Consider the following 21,754-nt stretch of genomic DNA (forward strand, 5'->3'; position numbering starts at 1 on the left):
TTTCCGTCTTTTTTCATATTTTAGATTACTTATTAACTATAAATTGAGGTGTGTCGCCACTTAATTTTTTGATTGTATCATTTGCAACGATTTTAGACATCATATCTCTAGCTTCGAATGTTGCATTACCAATGTGTGGTGTGATAACGACATTATCAAGTGATTTTAATCCGTCCGTAATGTCAGGTTCAAATTCATAAACATCTAATGCAGCGCCCTCGATTTCTTTTTCTTCTAAAGCTTTTACTAAAGCCTCTTCGTTTACAATAGGGCCACGACCTGCATTAATTAAATAGGCTGTTGACTTCATTCGTTTGAATTGCTCAGTATCAATCATATGATGTAAATCTGGATTATAGGCAGCATTAATCGTGATGAAGTCTGCATTTTCAAGTAATGTATTTAAATCTACGTATTTCGCGCCAATTTCGCGTTCTTTTTCTTTCTTTTGATGTGGACCAGTATATAAGACATCCATATCAAAAGCTTTCGCGCGTTTAGCTACTGCACTACCAATTTCTCCTAGACCAATAATACCAATTGTTTTACCTGATACTTCACGACCTCTGAAGAATAAAGGTGCCCAACCGTCAAAACCTTTAGTACGAGATAATTTATCACCTTCTACTATACGACGTGCAACGGCTAAAACAAGGCCAAATGTTAATTCAGCAGTTGATGCAGTTGATGCTTTAGGTGTATTTGTAACATCAATATCTTTTTCACGTGCGTATTTAATATCGATGTTATTAAATCCAGCACCATAGTTTGCAATGATTTTTAAGTTCGTTGCGCTATCAATTACTTCTTGATCCACATTCGTTGAAAGGATACTTATCAGTGCAGTAGCATCTTTGACGCCTTCTTTTAGCGTTTCCTTGTCAATGATGCCCTCACCCTCATACATTTCAACTTCAAAGTGTTCTTTAAGTAAATTTAATCCTACTTCAGGAATTGCGCCAGCGATATAAACTTTTTCCATGATACTCACTCCTTAACATTGTTTTCTCCTTAAGTATAATAAAAGAAGAAAACGTATACAAATGTAATTCATTTCATTTTATTGAATTATTTTGAGGCCAATTACAGAGAAAAGTATTAAGAAAATGAAGAATATACGGCTAAAATGTGTTGATTCTCTATAAAATATCATTCCTACAATAGCGCCTCCAGCAGTACCAATACCTGTCCAGATAGCGTAAGCAGTTCCCATTGGAATGGTTGCCATTGCCAGTTTTAAAGTACTAAAACTAAAAATGAATGTCACTGCCATCAAAATAATATAAATTTTTTGTTTTGAACGTGCAAATTGATTTAACCAAATGACACCAAGTACCTCTAGTAATCCCGCAATGAGTAAATATAGCCATGACATATTACATACCTCCCTGAGGCGTGTCGTTCGTTGATAATTTGAGGCCTATAATTCCTATTAACAATAGTAGTAACAAGCCCAGTTTCGTAATCGTAAATGGTTGACCAAAGAAAAGCATGTCAGCAATCACTGTACCAGCAGCTCCTATGCCTACAAACACCGCATAAACGGTCCCAACAGGTAGATGTCGAGAAGCGGAAATCATTAAATAGAAGCTTAATGCAATAAAGATTAAAGTGAATAGCCAAGTAACGAAATTATGCGCATTACTTAATCCTATTACCCAAACCACTTCAATCAGACCAGCAAAAATGACTTTAAGCCATTGCATAACCTAACACTCCTTATCTATAAAAGACTAATATGCTCATTCTCTCAAATCGTTGATTTAAATTCAATTTGAGAAACTTAAAAAAGCGTATGCTGTTAATGTTTAATTAACGAGGCATACGCTTTTAACTGATCATTATATATAGAAATTATGATAAGTGGATATAGTTATAAGCACTTGCTTGGCTTGCTGAAATGGTACGCGTATCTTTGACAAATGGTCCGCCAGTATAATTCATTTCTGAAACAGTTATAGAACCATCACTATTTACGCTCTCCACGTAAGCAACATGGCCATAAGTACCTTCAGATGTTTGTAGAATTGCGCCTTTTTCAGGTGTTTGATTTACCGTATAGCCAGCTGCTGAAGCTGCACTAGCCCAATTATTCGCATTTCCCCAAGTACTCCCAATGTTGCCACCAACTCTGTCATAAACATACCACGTACATTGGCCAGCTGTATATAAATTACCTGATGTTGAAGAAGTTGTTTGTGTTGATGACGTCGTCGTTGTTGAAGAACTACTAGATGACGTACTTCCGTCAGTTATTGAAGATGAAGTAGTGCTTTGATTATAGTTAAATGATTGTTGGTTAAATTGAGGTTGTTGATAACCGCCACCGAATTGATTGTGTTGTGGTGCTGGATTGTGATTATATTCCGCAGCATCCGCATGGTTAGCATTTAATCCTAATGCTGATACACCAATGCCTGCTGTTAAAGTTGAAATTGTAATGATTTTTTTCATAGTAAAAAGTCCTCCCAAAATATGATATTCAACAATAGGTTTAGTTAGCGATATGTTGAATAGACTTCGATTTGATTTTTTAGTCGCTCCCAACGACAAATCATACTTTAACAGATTCCAAACGCGTTATGTGCATTGTTACGTTTTCGTAAATGAAATACAAAAACCTTGAACAACTCCGTAATAAAGGGGTGCTCAAGGTTACGTAATGTAATAATGCTTGGAATATGCATGTATACTACATTATTCTTATATTTTGATAATGTTAATATATGATTTATGTTACAGGCATTTGTAACATTAGTTGTTACGCTATTTATTTAAAGAAACGAATTGATAATGGAACAACATACGCTTTTCCACTAAAATATTTCACACAAGCAACGATGTGGAATACGAAATATAAAATAGAAAGCACAAATAGCAAGATAGAAAGAATAAAGATTAATATTGTTACGATAATGATAACCGCTTCATTATTAACGGCATATATGAAGAATAAGGGAACAATACAAATTCCAATGACAGCACTCCAAATGAAATATGAAATGAGCATGTTAAAGTAATTTTTTCCAGCTTTATCAACTAATTGTGATTCATTACGTTTAATAGCCCAAATAATAATCGGACCAATAATAGAAGTAAAAAAGCCTAATAAGAAGACCAACATTGCCATTAAACGCGCATCTTGCTCATTATCCCTCTGAATCGGAGAGTTGTGTGATTGATTATCATATTCTGACATAATAATACTCCTTTCAACTTATAATCATGTATCACTATTAATATAACAAAGTTACTTTAAAATGATTAGTTAATTTTAAAATTAATTTAAATTAATTTAGTGTGTTTAATTTTTAAAAAATAGGATATAGTTTAGCGTTGTATAAAATTAAGTACTAATTTTTTTAGTAATGATTCATATGAATGATTTGGCAGTAGCTGACTGAATAAAAATGATGATGGCTTTAGTTTATTTTTATTCTAGCCAACTTTGCCCGGGAGCGGGACTTGGAAACAGACAGTTATTTTGGACTGTCTTTTCAAGGTTATATAGAAATCTAGTGAAGCGATGTAGATTTCTAACCTGCTCCCTTTATTTTTAATCAAAATGAGAGACAATAAGATAGTTTGAAAGGAAGTTATAATTATGAAAATAGCAGTAGTAGGATCAGGTAATGGTGCAGTAACAGCGGCAGTAGATATGGTAAATCAAGGCCATGATGTGAAATTATACTGTCGAAATTCATCTATTAAAAAGTTTGATCATGCATTAGAAAAGGGTGGCTTTGATTTTAACAATGAAGGTGCCGAATCATTTGTACCGTTTACTGAAATCAGTGATGACATTGAATATGTCTTGAAAGACGCTGAACTTGTTCAAGTGATTATTCCTTCATCTTATATTGAATACTATGCGGAAATAATGGCTGAGCACGTGACGAATGATCAACTGATCTTCTTTAATATTGCAGCAGCGATGGCTTCAATCCGTTTTATTAATGTACTTGAAGATAGACATATCGAGGTTCAGCCTAAGTTTGCTGAAGCTAATACGCTAACGTACGGTACGCGTGTAGACTTTGAAGCAGCACGAGTAGATTTATCACTCAATGTACGTAAGGTGTTCTTCTCTACTTATAATAAGAAAGAACTTAGTGACAGCTTTGAAAAAGTGAGTCAAGTTTATCCATACCTGGTTAAAGAAGAAAACTTATGGAAGACAAATTTAGAAAACGGAAATCCAGAAGTACATCCTGGGCCAACATTATTAAATGTAGGTCGAATCGATTATGCAGATTCATTTGCCTTGTATAAGGAAGGAATCACGAAACACACTGTCAGATTATTACATGCGATTGAATTAGAACGTTTAACGTTAGGTCGTAAATTAGGGTTTGAACTTTTAACAGCGAAAGAGGCACGTATACAAAGAGGATATTTAGAGCGTAAAGATGAAGATGAACCATTAAATCGACTCTTTAATACGAGTCCTGTTTTCTCTCAAATTCCTGGACCTAATTCAGTTCAAAATCGTTACTTAACAGAAGATATCGCATATGGCTTAGTGCTATGGTCAAGTCTAGGACGAGCAATCGATGTTGAGACACCCAATATCGATGCGGTTATCATGATTGCGTCTACAATTTTAGAACGTGACTTTTTCGAAGAAGGTCTTAAAGTTGAAGAACTTGGTTTAGAAAAACTCGGTTTAGAATAATGAAAAGTTGAATAAACGATGTATACATGCATATTTAATATTTAAGTAATCATTCAAATAAACATCTAGCTGTGAAAAGAGGTCATTAATCTAATAGAAACGAGGAATGTGTATGAAAAGACAGCCATCGTTCTGGGAAGCAATATCTACAATCGTCGTTATGGTTCTTGTCGTAACAATCGGATTTATAAAATTTAATATTCCAATTCAAGTGCTATTACTTATATCTTCTGCCTATGCTGCTTTAATTGCTTGGCGTGTAGGATTAAAGTGGGAAGATTTGGAAGAAGGCATTACTCGAAGGCTAACAACGGCTATGCCTGCAATATTTATCATCTTAGCTGTAGGCATTATTGTTGGTAGTTGGATGTATTCTGGAACTGTACCAGCTTTAATTTATTACGGTTTGAAATTTTTAAATCCACATTATTTTTTAGTTTCTGCATTTATCATTTCAGCAATTTGTAGTTTAGCCACAGGGACAGCATGGGGCTCTGCGTCTACTGCGGGTATTGCTTTGATATCTATTGCACATCAGCTGAATATCGACTTAGGTATGGCAGCAGGTGCTATTATTGCAGGTGCAGTTTTTGGTGATAAAATGTCACCATTATCAGATACGACCAACTTGGCTGCCTTAGTCACTAAGGTGAATATCTTTTCTCACATTAGGGCAATGATGTGGACGACCATACCGGCATCAATGATAGGGTTAATCGTATGGTTCTTTGCAGGATTAAATTCAAAAGGTGCAGTCAATACAAAGCAAATACATCAATTATTAAATGAACTTGATGGTATATATCATATTAATATATGGGTGTGGATACCTTTGTTAGTTATCATTATTTGCTTAGTGTGTCGAGTATCCACAGTACCCTCTATGTTAGCATCTAGTTTGAGTGCTGTTATTGTAGGTACATTAAATCATCACTTTATTATGGTTGATGGATTTAAAGCTATGTTTAACGGTTTTACACCTGCAATGACTGGTCATACCAATCTCTCTAACAATGCGACGTCGTTATTAGAACAAGGTGGCATGATGAGTATGACAGAAATACTTGTTACAATTTTCTGTGGCTATGCTTTCGCAGGTATTGTAGAGACATCAGGATGTTTAGATGTCATGTTAAATACAGTATCTAAAGGTGTAAAATCAGTGGGTACGTTAATTTTAATAACAGTGGTATGTTGCTTAATGTTAGTTTTTGCTGCTGGTGTAGCATCTATAGTCATTATCATGGTGGGTGTCTTAATGAAAGATATGTTTGTCGAAATGGATTTGGATAAAACTAATTTATCAAGAACATTAGAAGATTCTAGTACGATGGTATTGCCGTTAATACCTTGGGGAACTTCAGGAATTTATTACACACAACAATTGGGTGTATCCGTAGATCAATTCTTTATTTGGACAGTGCCGTGTTACTTATGTGCAATTCTAGCTATTGTTTATGGATTTTCAGGACTTGGTATTCGTAAATTAAACAACAAAAGTTATGTAAAAAATTCGTAAAAATATGTTTAATCATTTGTCAAAAGGATATATTCAAGTATGTTAAAACATTACATAGATATTTTTGTAGCGATGATATCTAATGCATTAAAGTTTTAACTGTAAATATCCTCAAAATATTTCATAGTAGTGGGTTCAATTTTTGTAGCGAGAATTGGATTCATGAACGATGACAAACGAATTTATTATTAGCACCATTATAGTAAAAGATATAACAAAGCAAGAAAGAATGAATTTGTTGGACATACATTAAGATTGGAAAGTATGAAGTGTTACTTTCCAATCTTTTTTAATACGCTCAATTATATATCCAACAGTTCACAATATTATTAAACTTGTGCACATTAAAAAGGTCAGTAAATGTATTTTAAGAAATTCATTTACTGACCTTAATTTATTCGTTATACATAAAATTAGTGAATGTAGTTGTATGCAGCAGCTTGGCTAGCTGAGATAGTACGTGAAGTAACAACACCAGCACCGTGACCGTAGTTCATTTCTGATACAGTAACTGAACCGTCACTACCAACGCTTTCAACATATGCTACGTGACCGTAAGCACCTTGAGAAGTTTGTAAAATAGCACCAGCTGATGGTGAATTGTTTACAGTGTAACCTGATGCAGCTGCAGCGCTTGCCCAGTTATTAGCATTGCCCCAAGTAGAACCGATTTTACCGCCTACTCTATCAAATACATAGTATGTACATTGACCAGCAGTGTATAAGTTACTACCTGAACTTGAAGCTCTTGAAATTGACACACCATTTGATTGTGATGATGGCGCAGTAGTTGTAGTTACTTTAATGTTACGATCTGAAGTTGAGTAGCTTGCACCTAAACCACCAGTTTGTTGTGTGTTTGAACTATATGATTGTGTGTTATTACCATAGTAATTGTAGTTATAGTTGTTATAGTTATTGTAATTATTGTAGTTATAAGAATAGTTGTAGTTTGAATAATTTGATTGACTAGAGTGATTTACTTGATTTGGGCTCCAGTTACCTTTCCAAGTGTAATGATAGTTACCTTGTTGGTCGATAGTGTAAGAGTAGCTGTATGAAGTTGGATCATTTGGATTGTAGCCTTGTTCAGCTGCATGTGCCTCATGACCATGTCCAGCGATAGCGATTGTTGCAACTCCTGCAGTAGCGATTGTAGCTGTAGCGATTTTTTTCATTGTAAAATTTCCTCCTGAGAATTAAATTAATATTTTATATTTAATAGTCATTTGATGACCCTTAAGTCCAGTTTTTAATAAGTTTCTTAACGACAAGACATACTTTATCAGAAAAAAATCATTTTGTGTGCGTTGTTATCATTTTGTAATTTTTTGCTAATAAATAGTGTTGAGATAAATACAATAAGTAATTTTTTGTAATATTAAAAAACGCTGTTATAGCAACGTTTTAAAAAATATATGAAAAAGATACTCATTTCTCTGTAACATTTTTGTAAAGTAACAGCAAAAATAAATTTGATATAAAATTAATAGAATTCATTATTTTTGTATTGTTTTTACAATAAGTATCTGAATCATCTTTTAATTTAATTGTATTATTACTCTCTTGCAGGCGTGTTAAAGGAATTTATAATGTTTGATATTATAAAAATCATTTAGGATATAAAAATCGTTATATAAGATAATAAAATGATATAATTGGTTAAAAGTTTGCTACTGATAATACCGAAATAAAACATACAATTATATATGAAGATAGACATTCGATTAAATGCGTTAAATTAGAGAAACGTTAATGATGCAGCAATAGTTATTAGAGTTATGGGGGATAATTTATTATTTCTGTTTATGTCATGTCTTTATATATTATAAAGTGAGAGGACGTACGTATGATTGATAACTTTTCGGTAAAACTTTTAAAAGATATAAAGATAAGTAAGCAAAAGGAATCGAATATTAAATTAATCTATTGGCTGAAAGGGTCAGGACGAGTAAATTTAAATTTAGAGAGATTTCAGATGCAAGAAAGAGATTTATTATTTGTGATGCTTAATGATATTTACTCGATTGAAAGCGAAGATGGTGCGATCGTCGCAAACATTGAAATAGCATTCAAAGATTATTTGAAGTTTGCTGATGATTATATTAAGTCAAATGGCTATAAATTTTCTTCTATAGAAAGAAGACAAATAGAACCATTTATTCTAAATATACTGGAATTTGAAAGTAGACAACCGCACAAATTACAAATCAAAGATAAGCTTGTTAAACATTTATGTGTAGAATTAGGATATTTGCAAAGAAAACAACGTGTTCATTATAAATTAGAAAATGCTTTAGTTGATAAGGTACATGAGTATGTTATTGAACATCACAGTACTAAGATTAGTCGTCAGGACATGGCGAATGCACTTAATATGTCAGCTAAAGAATTAAGTAAAGTTATCAAATATCACACACCTTATCGTAATATAACGCAATATATAAATGATGTTAGATTAAAATTATGTTTAATAGACATCTTAATAAGTAATCATTTGATTCAAGACATTGCGTTCAAGCATGGGTTCAATCATCTCCCGCATTTTATCGCTTTATTTAATAAAAGGTATGGTAACACACCTGGTCAAATTCGAACTAAAAATCAGTCACATCAATACCAATCATTGAATCAATCAGAAATACCGTTTGATGAAACAACCCAGTTATTAATTGCTGAAGCCAAAGCGCATTACAGTTAAAATAACCTATCAGAAGTAATCAATCACTGTTATGATTGTGTATTCGTTAGTACGACCTACTGATTCACAAAATATAAAGATGATGTTGTTTTATTGAAAGAGTCATGTAAATGTCTATCTTTGCAAAGGTTGGGTAGGAATAGTGGTATATCATTGCTATGTTCAAAGTAATCTTAATCATTTTATACGGTTAAGCGATTTGCCGTAGATGCTTTCGATAGCCCAATCTAAAGATTGTGTCATGAGGTGATAGGTATGATGGATAAGCATAAGTTAGAAACATTATTGTTTTATCTGGTTTTTATGAAGGCGGTAGGTGAGGTGCTAAAGTACAGCTACCAATTAAAGTTTGAACAATTAAAAACATTAAATGAAGTCATTAATTATTATCATGTTCATCATCAAGGTATTTATATAGATGAATTAATTACGTATCAATCTATTTCAAAAAGACAACTAAGACATCATTTAGAGCACTTATACCATTTGGGATGGATTATTAAATTGCGTGATAATAATGATCAAAGACGCTTATTATTTCTCCCATCAACAAACTGTCAGGATAAACTCAATACGATGTTTTCTGAAATTAATGAAATGGTAAAATTGAAAAACTTTGCATGTATAATAGAAAGTACCCATTACAATTCATTGAAATATGTCATCACTATTTTTGATGCACGATATAAAGTCCAAATGTTAGCGAAGGAATTTAATCTGAGTTTAGATGAACTGATTTTATTAGGAGCGTTCATTTCGAATCGGCAAGTCATTTCATTAAAAGAGATTCAATCTATGTCTTATCGATACTTAATATGTATAAATGCAGTTATTAATGAACTTTATCATAAAGGGTATTTAGAGAAATATCGTAATTCAATAGATGAACGAATTGTAAACGTAAAATTTATTGAATCACGAGCATATGAAACCTATCAAATATTTGTTAAATGTTACAATAAATTCCAAGAGGAAATGAGATTGATTTAATAAACATAATAGGTAAGGAGAATGAATGCATGATTTTAGATAATGTGAATCCCGATGATTTGTTCCCAACAGAGTCTAAAGGGCCTTCTGTACTAGGGATAATTGAGTATAACGTTCAAGGACAAAGTGAGTTTGAAGGTGCGTTTATTGCTACCTCTGAAAGATTAATTATGAATGTAGATATGAATGGACAATTCTATTATAGAAATATTCCATACAATGAAATAGAAGCAATTGAATTTGATGGTAAAGACTTAGTGTTTACTTTTAACATTGGGAAAGTACCAATGAAACAAATTCAAACAAAAGAGATTCAACCGTTTGTTGATTATGTGAATGCTAAAATTAAATAACGATAAAATGGCAGTAATAGAGAATTAAGGGATAGAACAACAGTTATTAACCATTTTTTCAGTTAGATTAAGTCTTTAATGTATAGAAAGAACGAAATAAAAATTAATATAACAAAGCGACATTGCAAATATATCGTAGCTGACTGAACTGAGACAACGATTTAAAGAAGCTGTGTTCAGCGCGAATCATCCTTGTTAGGAGAGTGGGACATTGAATTCAAAAAGAATTCTGTCGCACTCCTTTTTTATATTCTATTAAATAGCAATTAAGACAAATTGATTATGTGTAATTTAATTGATGGAACGTGTTATTGATATATAATATCATTTTAATTTCATAAAAATATTGAAATATTATACTTAAATGTTATAAAATAAATTTTATAGCATAAGAAATGTTTGGTAAGTAATAAATAGTAGACATGAACCTTGTAGCAACAAGACGTACATCAGAGGAGTGGTTTAGGATATGGGACAAATTAAAGACATCAATGATTTAGTTAACGCAACATTTCAAGTTAAAAAGTTCTTCAAAGACACTAAAAAGAAATATAATTTAAATTATGAAGAGGTTTATATTTTAAATTATATTGCAAGAAGTAAAACAAATGAAATAACTTCGAAGGAAATTGCAACGTATTCAGAGTTTAAACCTTATTACTTAACTAAAGCATTACAAAAGTTAAAAGATTTACAGTTACTTTCAAAAAAGCGTAGCATACAAGATGAAAGAATAGTTATTGTTTATGTAACAGATGAACAACGAGACAAGATTAATAAACTGATTGCTGAATTAGAAAAGTACATCAAGTAATTCATGTTTATTCATGAGAAGACTTAAGCATTGAGATATTCAATCTCTCTGACTTAAGTCTTTTTATATTGCTATCTGAACGTGGTTAACTTTCATTTTAAAATGTTGAGTGATAAACTAGGTTTAAATAACAATGACAATGAACAGGTGATATAATTGATCAATTCAGTTCTGATTAACACAGATATTCAAAGAAAATGGATACAAAAGTTTCAATCGATTGAAGAAACTTTTAAAAAAAGAGCAGCAGAAAATGATAAACAATCGAGATTCCCATTTGAAAATATTGAATGGTTAGTGCAAGAAGGATATAGCATACTTACGTTACCCGTTGAATATGGTGGTGAAGGCGCGACTATTGAAGATATGGTTGTGTTACAAACATATTTAGGAGCAATTGATGGTGCAACGGCGTTATCAATCGGTTGGCATTTAAGTGTCATAGGACAAATATATGAACAATCAATGTGGAATCAAGATATGCTGGATCGTTTTGCTAAAGAAATTAAAAATGGTGCTTTAGTCAATAGAGCAGTAAGTGAAGCGGATACAGGTAGCCCTACTCGTGGTGGCAGACCTGCAACGCATGCAGTTAAGCAAGATGAAGGCTACCTATTAAATGGTGTTAAAACGTTCACATCAATGAGCAAAGCGTTGACACACTATATTGTCGCAGCTTATGTCGATGACTTGCAAGAAGTAGGATTTTTCTTAGTGCCTAGAGCCACTAATGGCTTAGAAATTGCCGATAATTGGAATATGGTAGGTATGAGAGCAACAGAAAGTCACGATTTAGTATTGAATGATGTGTGGGTACCCAATGACTTTTTTGTTGAGTCAAAACGAAAACCGCAACCGAATGGATGGATATTACACATTCCTAGCACTTATTTAGGCATTGCACAGGCGGCACGAGATTATGCAATCAATTTCGCAACAACGTATGGCCCAAATAGTATAGAAGGTACGATTAGTCACTTGCCAACTGTACAACAAAATATTGGTAAAATGGAGTCACTATTATTATCAGCTCGACATTTCTTATGGAGTACTGCTAAAGGCTATAATCACCTAGAAAATCAACCTAAGTTATGGAATGAAACATCTGCGAGTAAAGTGCTAGTAATGAATCAAGGGTTGGAAGTAGTTGATTTAGCGATGAGAATCGTTGGCGCGAAGAGTCTTGAAATGGAACGACCATTGCAACGTTATTACCGTGATATGAGAGCTGGATTACACAATCCACCTATGGAGGATGCCGCTTATACTAACATAGCTAAATCTGTGTGCAATTTATTTTAAATAGTGTAAACAAGGTAAGGATAAGTGGACGGGCAAAAATAATATGATGACGTAGTAGCTTATTGAATAGAGAAGATGCTTAAATCAAGCTTTTCTCAGTAGTGATGAGCTTTGCGGGGGAGTGGAACAATAATTTCGAAAAATTGTGTTCCACTCTTTTTTGATTTTACAAATAATTTAAAATTTTATTGTAAAACGTTGCATTGTAGGATATAATTTTGTTGAAATTGATAATCGTTTTCAACAGGAGGATGTTATGAAGAAATTAATTTTACCATTACTTGTTCTAATCATCGTTTTAGCTGCATGTGGTAATAACGGTGGTTCGGGTAAATCTGATTCAAAAGAAGAAACAAAATCATATAAATTAGATAGTGGAAAGACGATAGATATTCCTAAAGATCCTAAACGTATTGCTGTCGTTGCACCTACATTTGCAGGTGGTTTACATAAATTAGGCGCGCACATTGTTGCGGTTAACAATCAAGTTGATCAAAGCCCAATTTTAAAAGAGAAATTTAAAGATACAACAAAAATTGGTGAAGCTGACGTTGAAAAAGTGGCTAAGCAAAAACCGGATTTAATTATTGTTTACTCTACAGATAAAAATATCAAAAAATATGAAAAAATCGCACCAACGATTGTTGTTGATTATGGCAAACACAAATACCTTGAACAACAAGAAATGTTAGGTAAGATTATGGGTAAAGAAGACGAAGTTAAAAAATGGGAAGAAAAATGGAAGAAACAAACTGAAAAAGATGGCAAAGAAATCAAAGATGCAATTGGTAAAGACGCAACAGTTTCTATCTTAGATGAATTTGACAAGAAAGTTTACACTTACGGCGACAACTGGGGTCGTGGTGGAGAAGTATTATATCAAGCATTTGGTTTGAATATGCCTAAAGGCCAACAAGATTTAGTTAAAAAAGAAGGTTGGGCTGAAGTCAGTCAAGAAAAAATTGAAGACGTAGCTGGTGACTATATCGTCTCAACAGGAGAAGGTAAATCTAAACCAAGTTATGAGACAACAAACATCTGGAAAAACTTGCCAGCAGTTAAAAATGGAAACGTGATTGAAGTTAAGGCTGAAACATATTGGTATAATGATCCTTACACACTTGACTTTATGCGAAAAGATTTAAAAGACAAATTAATTGAAGCTAGTAAATAATAGAATATAGAGACGACGATCAATTTTTTATGATATTTTAAAAGCCTGGGACAAAAATAATATAATGAAGCTATTTAGCAAATTCGCAGTAGCTGACTGAACTGAGAAGGCGCTTTAATCAAGCTTTTCTCAGTTCTAGTCATCCTTGCGGGTGGGGCCCCAACAAAGAGGATTTCACTAAGAAATTCTACAAGCAAAGCAAGTTGGGGTCGGGGCCCCAACAAAGAGAATTTCATCAAGAAATTCTAAAAGCAAAGCAAGCTGGGAGTGGACGACGAATTTAAAAGAATTCTGTCCACTCCCTATAAATATATATTGACAGTCGTTGACTAACATAACAGTGCACTTGCAACAAGCTTCTTTTAATTTTAGTCAACCTTGTCGGTGGGGCTTAGCAAATAGTATTTCATCAAGAAAGTATACAAGCTAAGCAAGTTGAGAGTGGAACAACAAAATAAATTTTTGGGAAAATATCATTTCCGTTCCGCTTTATTTTCTATTTACATAATAATGGGAGGAATCACTTTGACTAAAGTATATTTTAACCACGATGGTGGTGTAGATGATTTAATATCTTTATTTTTATTGTTACAAATGGAAGATATTGATTTAGTTGGAGTAAGTACAATAGGAGCAGATTGTTATTTAGAACCGTCTGTTAGTGCTTCATGTAAAATTATTAATCGTTTTTCTAATGCATCATTACAAGTTGCGCCATCATATGAACGTGGTGCCAATCCATTTCCGAAAGAGTGGAGAATGCATGCATTCTTTATGGATGCATTGCCGATATTGAATGAACAAACGACGAATCAACAATCTGGCATGAGCAACCTAGAAGCGTATGAGGATATTATACGCGTATTGAGCGAGTCAACAGAAAAGATAACACTATTGTTTACGGGACCATTAACAGATTTGGCTAAAGCACTTACGATTGACCCAAGCATTCAGAAGAATATTGCTAAATTAGTATGGATGGGAGGGACTTTTCTTGAAAAAGGCAATGTGGAAGAGCCAGAACATGATGGTACAGCTGAATGGAACGCATTTTGGGATCCAGAGGCGGTAAAAGTAGTATTTGATAGTGACATTGCTATAGATATGGTGGCTTTAGAAAGCACGAATCAAGTGCCATTAACATTAGATATTCGACAAATGTGGGCAAACGAACGTCATTATTCGGGCGTTGATTTTCTAGGTGTTAGTTATGCGGCAGTCCCACCTTTAACACATTTTATAACTAATTCAACTTACTTTTTATGGGATGTCCTAACCACTGCTTATGTTGGTAATCCTGAATTGGTTCAATCAATAACAAAGCATGTTGATGTTGAACATCAAGGACCAAGTCAAGGGCGTACATATGTGACAGAAAAAGGTCGTCCTGTCCAAGTTGTTACGAGTGTAAATCATGATGACTTCTTTAAATACATTACGCAGTTAGCAAAAAAAGTAGATTCTCCTTCATAAATGTAAACTTTTTATTTTATAAAGTTTACATTAGTGGTATAATCATCTTCGTAGAAGGAGGATACAACATGAATACAAGAAATTTAGTTTACACAGCTTTAATGACAGCGATTATTTGTGTTTTAGGATTGGTTCCGGGAATTCCGCTTCCGATTATGCCAGTACCTATCGTATTACAAAATATTGGTATATTTTTAGCAGGTATGATATTAGGTAAAAAATATGGGACACTCAGTGTCATTGTCTTTTTACTATTAGCAGCTGCAGGTTTACCAGTTCTTTCAGGTGGACGTGGAGGAATTGGCGTATTTGCAGGACCATCAGCAGGATTCTTATTCTTATATCCGGTTGTTGCGTTTGGTATTGGTTCTGTAAGAGATCAATATTTTAATAAAATCAATTTTGCCGTATTATTTGTTACTACATTAATAATTGGTGTGTTATTTTTAGATATCGTCGGTACAATTATTATGGGCTTCATTATACATATTCCAGTAAGTAAAGCCTTCTTATTGTCATTTACTTTTATGCCAGGAGATATCATTAAAGCCATCATTGCGAGTTTAATTGGCGTAACACTTTTAAATCATTCACGCTTCAAAAGTTTGATACAATAAGTCTAACAAATGAACGAGGCAGGTGGATGTAGTGATGTCAAATATATCAATCCGAAACATTGCTCAAGAGGGGCATCTATATCATGAAGATGAACGAATAATGATTTACTTAACACCTTCACAACCATTGAAATATGATACAAATAAGTGGGTGTATAAAGAAATGCCAACTATAGAACAGTGGCATAAAGATATGACTAAACAGTATGAATTGCATGAGAAACAGCATTCGAATCATTTAGCGTTTACTTTTCCAGAGAATGAGAGGTTGGAAGAAGTATGGAAAAATGCAATTGAAAAGGAAGGATTTCAACTAGGTTTACTTGAATTCTATATTATAGAAGGTAATGAATTAACACGCTTACCTAGTCGAAAAGATGTTGTGATTGAAGAAGTAAATGAAAGCAATATGGAAGATTATTTGAATATTTATTATTCATTTGCCTTGCCTTATGGTAAACCGTTTGCGATTGAGAGTGTCAATGACACGAGACGGACAATTCAGCATAAAAAAGATAACATATGCCGACTAATAGCATACGTTGACAAAGCACCTGTAGGTACTGTTGATGTGATTGAAACTGAGGAAACCATCGAAATTGATAGTTTTGGTGTTATGGAAAACTATCGAAGACAGGGTATTGGATCAACTTTACAAGCACATATAGGTAGCATAGCAAACGAACGTCCAGTTATACTCGTAGCTGATGGAGAAGATACAGCCAAAGATATGTACACGAAACAAGGTTATACGTACCAAAGCTTTGTGTATCATATCATCAAAGAAGATGTAAAATAAAAAGGCCACTGACGCATTTGGAAGATTAATCCAATGTGTCAGTGGCTTTAATACGTTCTGGATGACTATAAACATTAAAGTTGCCATCTCTAATAAAACCAATTGCAGTTATATTTAAATCATTAGCTAACGTAATCGCTAACGTAGTAGGTGCAGATTTGGATAAAATGACGCCTACACCTATTTTAGCCGCCTTTAATAATATTTCCGATGAAATACGCCCACTAAAAATAAGTACCTTATTTCTGACAGGTATACGTCTTTCAAGACAAAATCCATAAAGTTTATCGAGCGCATTGTGACGGCCGATATCTTGTCTATGTTCAAAAAATTCATCACCATCACTAATGGCAGCATTGTGCAACCCACCTGTTTGTTTAAACAATGTACTTGCAGATTGTAGCCCAGTCATCATATTGAGCACTTGTTTTGGCGTTAATGTGATTTTAGACATTGAGGTTTTAGCGATAGCTGCATCATTGTGAAAGTAAAATTCTCTACTTTTTCCACAGCATGATGCAATCATACGTTTAGTTGAATACTCAAAACGGTCGCCTAAATCTTTAGTTAACTCTACATGTGCGAAACCTTTACTATCATCTATTTGCAAAGCGCGTATTTCTTCTTTTTTATAAATAGCTCCCTCAGAAGCTAAAAATCCCACTACAAGTTCTTCCATATGTGTTGGACTACAAATGACTGTAGCAAATTCTGTGCCATTAACAATAATTGTCAATGGAAATTCTGTAACATAGCTATCTGTTGTATTGATGAGTTGCCCGTCTTCATAGCGGAGGATAGATTGCCCTTGTAATACATCTTTATCCATTTTTATTTCTCCTTTAGGCATATATAACTCTATATTAAAACTTTTGAACATTATTTGAAAAGATTTAAATTACATATAAATAATTGATAGTATATTAAATATATTTAATAATGTGAAAATTAGGTGAAATTTATCATTTTATACCTTTTAAAAGTTATAAATAAGCGTATAATAAGTGGTATAAAAGGTGGGGTTTGTGAAATGAAACTTAAACATTTCATGGCAGTTATTGCTACATTAGTTATTATTTTAGCAGGATGTTCAAATTCTGGTAGCAATGATAGTGGAAATAAATCATCTGACTCAAGCAAAAAAGATAGTGACAACAAACAAGAATTACAAATTTCGGCAGCAGCTAGCTTAGGTGATGTAAGTAAAGCATTAGAGAAAGAATTTAAAAAGGATCACAAAAATGTTGATGTAAGCTTTAACTATGGTGGTTCTGGCGCATTAAGACAACAAATTGAAAAAGGCGCACCAGCTGACGTTTTCATGTCTGCGAACACTAAAGATGTTGATATGCTAAAAGATAAAGACAAAGCACACGATACATACAAATATGCACATAATAAGCTTGTCTTAGTTGGAGATAAAAATAGCGACAAAACATCAGTTAAAGATTTAGAAGATAATGAAAAATTAGCAATTGGTGAAGTTAAAACAGTTCCAGCTGGTAAATATGCGAAACAATATTTAGAAGATCAAGGTTTATATAATGACGTTAAAGATCATTTAGTTTATGCCAAAGACGTTAAACAAGTATTAAATTATGTTGAAAAAGGCAATGCCGAAATGGGCTTTGTTTATGAAACAGATTTATATACTGACAACAAAAAAACAGATAAAGTAAATGAAATTAAAGAAGCAGAACTTAAAAAACCAATCACTTATGAAGCAGGTGCAACTTCAGATAAAAAACTTGCGAAAGAGTGGATGGACTTCTTAAAATCTGACAAAGCGAAAGATATCTTAAAAGAGTATCATTTCGAAGTTTAGGAGGTTGAAGAATGCCTGAATTAACACCTTTTTGGATATCGATTCAAGTAGCCGTCATAAGTACGATTATTGTAACAGTACTAGGTATTTTTATATGTCGATTGCTTTATAAGGGAAAAGGGCATCTTACTAAACTCCTTGAAAGTTTTATATTATTACCCATTGTTCTACCGCCAACGGTGCTAGGGTTTATCTTACTCATTATATTTTCTCCTAGAAGTATTGTAGGACAATTTTTTGAAGAGGTACTACATCTTCCAGTAGTATTCACAATGACAGGTGCAGTAATTGCATCTGTCATTGTTAGTTTTCCGTTAATGTATCAACACACGATTCAAGGATTTAGAAGTATTAACCCTAAAATGTTAAATACTGCTCGTACCATGGGGGCAAGTGAAAATAAAATATTCTATCGCTTAATTTTACCGTTATCTAAACGTTCAATCATCGCTGGGATTATGATGAGTTTTGCTCGTGCAATTGGAGAATTTGGTGCAACATTAATGGTTGCAGGTTACATACCAAATAAAACGAACACGTTACCACTTGAGATATACTTTTTAGTGGAACAAGGTAGAGAAAACCAAGCTTGGTTATGGGTGCTTGTGTTAGTCGCATTTTCAATTACTGTAATTGGTATATTGAATTTTGCTAATAAAGATAAGTATAGGGAGGTAGATTAGATGTTAGAGTTAAAGCTACAATATCAATTAAAGAAGACGTTGATTGATATTAACATTCATGATACTGTCCCTAAAATTTATGCAATACGAGGACCTTCAGGTATAGGTAAAACGACAGTATTGAATATGATAGCAGGTTTAAGAAAACCGGATAAAGCATATATTAAAATAAATGATAGACTTATCACTGATACTGAACATAAAGTGAACGTGAAAATCCAAGAGCGTCATATTGGTTATTTATTTCAAGATTACCAATTATTTCCGAACATGACAGTGAATAAGAATATCACTTTTATGGCTAAACCATCTGTTCACATAGATGACTTAATGGATCGCCTAAATATTCATCATTTAAGCGCGCAATATCCAGCGACGCTTTCAGGAGGCGAATCTCAACGTGTTGCATTAGCACGTACATTAAGTACGAAGCCAGATTTAATTTTATTAGATGAGCCCTTTTCAAGTTTAGATGATGCGACAAGAGACGAGGGAATCAAGTTAATCAAACGTATTTTTAAAGAATGGAAGATACCTATTATCTTTGTTACACATTCTAATTTTGAAGCCGAAGTTTTAGCGGATAAAATCATAAAAATAGGGTAATAAAAGCGCCTCTTTGTAAAAGAGGTGCTTTGTTCGTTATAATGATAGAAATGGATCTTAACTAGAGAGGGCAATAAAAATGACGAGGGAACGTTATTCGAGACAAACTTTGTTTAAAGGAATAGGAGCTAACGGACAAAATAAAATCAGTCAAAAGCATGTACTTATTATTGGTATGGGCGCATTGGGAACACATGTTGCTGAGGGACTCGTTCGTGCAGGAATAAACACACTTACAATTGTGGATAGAGACTATATTGAATTTAGTAATTTACAGCGTCAAACATTATTTACGGAAGAGGATGCTAATAAAATGCTTCCTAAGGTCGTCGCGGCTGAACGTCATTTAAAAGCATTGCGTCAAGATCTAGCACTCAATACGTTCATTACGCATGTTGATTATTATTTTTTAGATAAACATGCACAGCATGTAGATTTAATCATTGATGCTACGGATAATTTTGAGACAAGACAATTAATCAATGACTTTGCTTATAAAGAGAAAATACCTTGGATTTATGGTGGTGTCGTACAAAGCACTTATATAGAAGCTGCATTTATACCCGGACAGACACCATGTTTCAACTGTTTAATGCCACAACTCCCAGCAATTAATTTAACGTGTGATACAGTCGGTGTTATACAACCTGCAGTCACAATGACAACGAGCTTTCAATTGCGAGATGCCCTTAAATTATTAACTGAACAATCAGTGCCTAGTAAATTAACATACGGGGATATATGGGAAGGACAACATTATACATTTGGCTTTAGTCGTATGTTCAGAAATGAATGTCCAACGTGTGGTTCAAATCCATCATTTCCTTATTTAAATCAACAACATACATTATATGCAACATTATGTGGTAGAGATACAGTACAATATGATAATGATAATATTACCCAGGAAATGGTGCGAGAGTTTCTCAAACAACATCAACTTAATTATAGAGAAAACAAATATATGATAATGTTTGAATATAAAGGGCATCGAATTGTTAGTTTTGAAGGTGGACGGATGCTTATACATGGCACAACAAAAACGTCAGATGCCATTCATTTAATTAATCAATTATTCGGATAGGAGTGAATTTAATGCATCAACATGATCATGCGAAAGTAGACAGAACGATTCATTGTGCAGTTTTGACAGTTTCAGATACTAGAGATAAAGAAACAGATAAAGGTGGTCAACTTGTTCAAACTTTAATTCAAGACATTAATGTTGAAGTCGCAAAGTCACATTATGCGATTGTCAAAGATGATAAAGAAGCGATTTATTCTCAAATCAAACAATGGTTGGCAACTGATATTGATGTCATTATTACAACAGGCGGTACTGGTATTGCGCAAAGAGATGTTACGATTGAAGCAGTTAAACCCATCTTTGATAAAGAAATAGAGGGATTTGGAGAATTATTTAGATATTTAAGTTACGCAGAAGATGTGGGCACAAAAGCATTATTATCAAGAGCGGTTGCTGGTACAGTCCAAAATAAATTGATTTTCAGTTTACCTGGATCAACTGGCGCTGTGAAATTAGCTATTGAAAAGTTAATTAAGCCAGAATTAAATCATATGTTGCATGAATTGAATAAATAAAAAAAATAGTCATGGATTTAAACTTAAATGATAGGTTTCCCTAATTGAAGTTTTGCATCCATGACTTTATTATTTAAATTGAACATAGTATATGTGCTTAGAATAGCTTATCGACGATAATCACCTGATTTGCCACCTGATTTTGATTCAAGATACGTTTCACCGATGATCATGCCTTTGTCTACTGCCTTCGTCATATCATAAACGGTTAGTGCAGTCGCTGATGCGGCAGTTAATGCCTCCATTTCCACACCAGTCTTTCCTGTTGTGGAGACAATCGCAGTGATATTTAATGTATAAGTCATGTTGTCATTCGTTTGCCAATCAAATTGAACATCAATGCCAGTTAAAGGTAAGGGGTGGCACATAGGTATTATTGTTGATGTGTTCTTGGCGGCCATAATACCAGCAATTTGGGCCGTATTTAATACGTTACCTTTCTTATTAGTATTATCAATTATTTGTTTATAGATTGTTTCATTAACAGTAATGCTAGAATGGGCTTGTGCAGTACGCTTCGTAACAGCTTTATTTGAAACATCAACCATTTTAGCATTACCTTGTTCATTAATATGAGTGAATTTTGACATATTAACCCTCCTGATAGGGATAGTATATCAT

The 21,754-nt window shown here is 33.4% G+C and carries 24 protein-coding genes; 16 read left to right on the forward strand and 8 right to left on the reverse strand.

Features of this window, described 5'->3' with window-relative positions; all coding sequences use genetic code 11:
- Positions 1–25: 25 nt before the first annotated feature.
- The 5 genes from KA909_RS08610 to KA909_RS08630 form a co-directional block, all read right to left on the reverse strand.
- Positions 26–982, reverse strand: coding sequence for a 2-hydroxyacid dehydrogenase family protein (locus tag KA909_RS08610; protein WP_075108036.1), 957 nt, complete (start codon positions 980–982; stop codon positions 26–28).
- A gap of 78 nt (positions 983–1,060) precedes the next feature.
- Positions 1,061–1,375, reverse strand: coding sequence for a DMT family transporter (locus tag KA909_RS08615; RefSeq protein WP_053028597.1), 315 nt, complete (start codon positions 1,373–1,375; stop codon positions 1,061–1,063).
- Between the two features lies 1 nt (position 1,376).
- Positions 1,377–1,706 (reverse strand): DMT family transporter, encoded by a 330-nt coding sequence (locus KA909_RS08620; RefSeq protein ID WP_075108035.1) that lies wholly within the window; start codon positions 1,704–1,706, stop codon positions 1,377–1,379.
- 148 nt (positions 1,707–1,854) lie between these two features.
- Positions 1,855–2,454 (reverse strand): CHAP domain-containing protein, encoded by a 600-nt coding sequence (locus tag KA909_RS08625; protein ID WP_193839050.1) that lies wholly within the window; start codon positions 2,452–2,454, stop codon positions 1,855–1,857.
- Positions 2,455–2,770: 316 nt separating this feature from the next.
- Complete coding sequence (locus KA909_RS08630; protein ID WP_053028594.1) at positions 2,771–3,199, reverse strand: magnetosome magnetite crystal formation protein family; 429 nt, start codon at positions 3,197–3,199, stop codon at positions 2,771–2,773.
- A 405-nt stretch (positions 3,200–3,604) separates the two neighbouring features.
- Here KA909_RS08630 and KA909_RS08635 point away from each other — a divergent pair, with 405 nt between their 5' ends.
- Together KA909_RS08635 and nhaC are read left to right on the forward strand one after the other, a co-directional pair.
- Positions 3,605–4,675 (forward strand): NAD/NADP-dependent octopine/nopaline dehydrogenase family protein, encoded by a 1,071-nt coding sequence (locus KA909_RS08635; RefSeq protein ID WP_193839051.1) that lies wholly within the window; start codon positions 3,605–3,607, stop codon positions 4,673–4,675.
- A 112-nt stretch (positions 4,676–4,787) separates the two neighbouring features.
- Positions 4,788–6,194 (forward strand): Na+/H+ antiporter NhaC, encoded by a 1,407-nt coding sequence (gene nhaC / locus KA909_RS08640; RefSeq protein ID WP_193839052.1) that lies wholly within the window; start codon positions 4,788–4,790, stop codon positions 6,192–6,194.
- Between the two features lie 413 nt (positions 6,195–6,607).
- Here the strand turns inward: nhaC and KA909_RS08645 are convergent, their stop codons facing one another.
- Positions 6,608–7,372 (reverse strand): CHAP domain-containing protein, encoded by a 765-nt coding sequence (locus KA909_RS08645; RefSeq protein WP_053028591.1) that lies wholly within the window; start codon positions 7,370–7,372, stop codon positions 6,608–6,610.
- Positions 7,373–8,172: 800 nt separating this feature from the next.
- Here KA909_RS08645 and KA909_RS08650 point away from each other — a divergent pair.
- From KA909_RS08650 to KA909_RS08690, 9 genes are all read left to right on the forward strand, one after another.
- Positions 8,173–8,895: a helix-turn-helix transcriptional regulator gene (locus KA909_RS08650; protein ID WP_228480668.1), complete on the forward strand. Its 723-nt coding sequence runs from the start codon at positions 8,173–8,175 to the stop codon at positions 8,893–8,895.
- 258 nt (positions 8,896–9,153) lie between these two features.
- Positions 9,154–9,885: a transcriptional regulator, SarA/Rot family gene (locus tag KA909_RS08655; RefSeq protein ID WP_075108030.1), complete on the forward strand. Its 732-nt coding sequence runs from the start codon at positions 9,154–9,156 to the stop codon at positions 9,883–9,885.
- Between the two features lie 29 nt (positions 9,886–9,914).
- Positions 9,915–10,238 (forward strand): PH domain-containing protein, encoded by a 324-nt coding sequence (locus tag KA909_RS08660; protein WP_075108029.1) that lies wholly within the window; start codon positions 9,915–9,917, stop codon positions 10,236–10,238.
- Positions 10,239–10,707: 469 nt separating this feature from the next.
- The gene (locus tag KA909_RS08665; protein ID WP_037549844.1) at positions 10,708–11,052 is read left to right on the forward strand and encodes a transcriptional regulator, SarA/Rot family; all 345 of its coding nucleotides are present in this window, start codon (positions 10,708–10,710) and stop codon (positions 11,050–11,052) included.
- A 159-nt stretch (positions 11,053–11,211) separates the two neighbouring features.
- Positions 11,212–12,354, forward strand: a complete 1,143-nt coding sequence (locus KA909_RS08670) for an acyl-CoA dehydrogenase family protein (RefSeq protein WP_193839956.1) — start codon at positions 11,212–11,214, stop codon at positions 12,352–12,354.
- A gap of 256 nt (positions 12,355–12,610) precedes the next feature.
- Positions 12,611–13,528, forward strand: coding sequence for an ABC transporter substrate-binding protein (locus tag KA909_RS08675; RefSeq protein ID WP_193839054.1), 918 nt, complete (start codon positions 12,611–12,613; stop codon positions 13,526–13,528).
- Positions 13,529–14,038: 510 nt separating this feature from the next.
- Entirely contained in the window at positions 14,039–15,001 is a 963-nt protein-coding gene (locus KA909_RS08680; RefSeq protein ID WP_210130109.1) for a nucleoside hydrolase, read from the forward strand.
- 68 nt (positions 15,002–15,069) lie between these two features.
- Positions 15,070–15,618: a biotin transporter BioY gene (locus KA909_RS08685; protein WP_193839055.1), complete on the forward strand. Its 549-nt coding sequence runs from the start codon at positions 15,070–15,072 to the stop codon at positions 15,616–15,618.
- A gap of 34 nt (positions 15,619–15,652) precedes the next feature.
- Positions 15,653–16,417 (forward strand): GNAT family N-acetyltransferase, encoded by a 765-nt coding sequence (locus tag KA909_RS08690; protein WP_193839056.1) that lies wholly within the window; start codon positions 15,653–15,655, stop codon positions 16,415–16,417.
- 25 nt (positions 16,418–16,442) lie between these two features.
- Here the strand turns inward: KA909_RS08690 and fdhD are convergent, their stop codons facing one another.
- Complete coding sequence (gene fdhD / locus KA909_RS08695) at positions 16,443–17,246, reverse strand: formate dehydrogenase accessory sulfurtransferase FdhD (RefSeq protein ID WP_075108022.1); 804 nt, start codon at positions 17,244–17,246, stop codon at positions 16,443–16,445.
- A gap of 201 nt (positions 17,247–17,447) precedes the next feature.
- Here fdhD and modA point away from each other — a divergent pair, with 201 nt between their 5' ends.
- The 5 genes from modA to KA909_RS08720 all read left to right on the forward strand — a co-directional run bounded on the left by modA (position 17,448) and on the right by KA909_RS08720 (position 21,133).
- Positions 17,448–18,242, forward strand: coding sequence for a molybdate ABC transporter substrate-binding protein (modA, locus tag KA909_RS08700; RefSeq protein ID WP_053028582.1), 795 nt, complete (start codon positions 17,448–17,450; stop codon positions 18,240–18,242).
- 11 nt (positions 18,243–18,253) lie between these two features.
- A complete protein-coding gene (gene modB / locus KA909_RS08705; protein WP_075108020.1) occupies positions 18,254–18,925 on the forward strand; it encodes a molybdate ABC transporter permease subunit in 672 nt (223 codons plus the stop codon).
- Positions 18,926–19,531 (forward strand): ATP-binding cassette domain-containing protein, encoded by a 606-nt coding sequence (locus tag KA909_RS08710; protein ID WP_075108019.1) that lies wholly within the window; start codon positions 18,926–18,928, stop codon positions 19,529–19,531.
- Between the two features lie 79 nt (positions 19,532–19,610).
- Positions 19,611–20,615 (forward strand): ThiF family adenylyltransferase, encoded by a 1,005-nt coding sequence (locus KA909_RS08715; RefSeq protein ID WP_193839057.1) that lies wholly within the window; start codon positions 19,611–19,613, stop codon positions 20,613–20,615.
- Between the two features lie 11 nt (positions 20,616–20,626).
- Positions 20,627–21,133, forward strand: a complete 507-nt coding sequence (locus KA909_RS08720; protein WP_075108017.1) for a MogA/MoaB family molybdenum cofactor biosynthesis protein — start codon at positions 20,627–20,629, stop codon at positions 21,131–21,133.
- Between the two features lie 107 nt (positions 21,134–21,240).
- On the opposite strand, the gene moaC is transcribed toward KA909_RS08720, so the two are convergent.
- Positions 21,241–21,723, reverse strand: coding sequence for a cyclic pyranopterin monophosphate synthase MoaC (gene moaC / locus KA909_RS08725; RefSeq protein ID WP_075108016.1), 483 nt, complete (start codon positions 21,721–21,723; stop codon positions 21,241–21,243).
- Between the last annotated feature and the right edge of the window lie 31 nt (positions 21,724–21,754).

The organism is Staphylococcus sp. GDX8P54P (assembly GCF_017893165.1).
In the GTDB taxonomy this organism is placed as follows: domain Bacteria; phylum Bacillota; class Bacilli; order Staphylococcales; family Staphylococcaceae; genus Staphylococcus; species Staphylococcus borealis.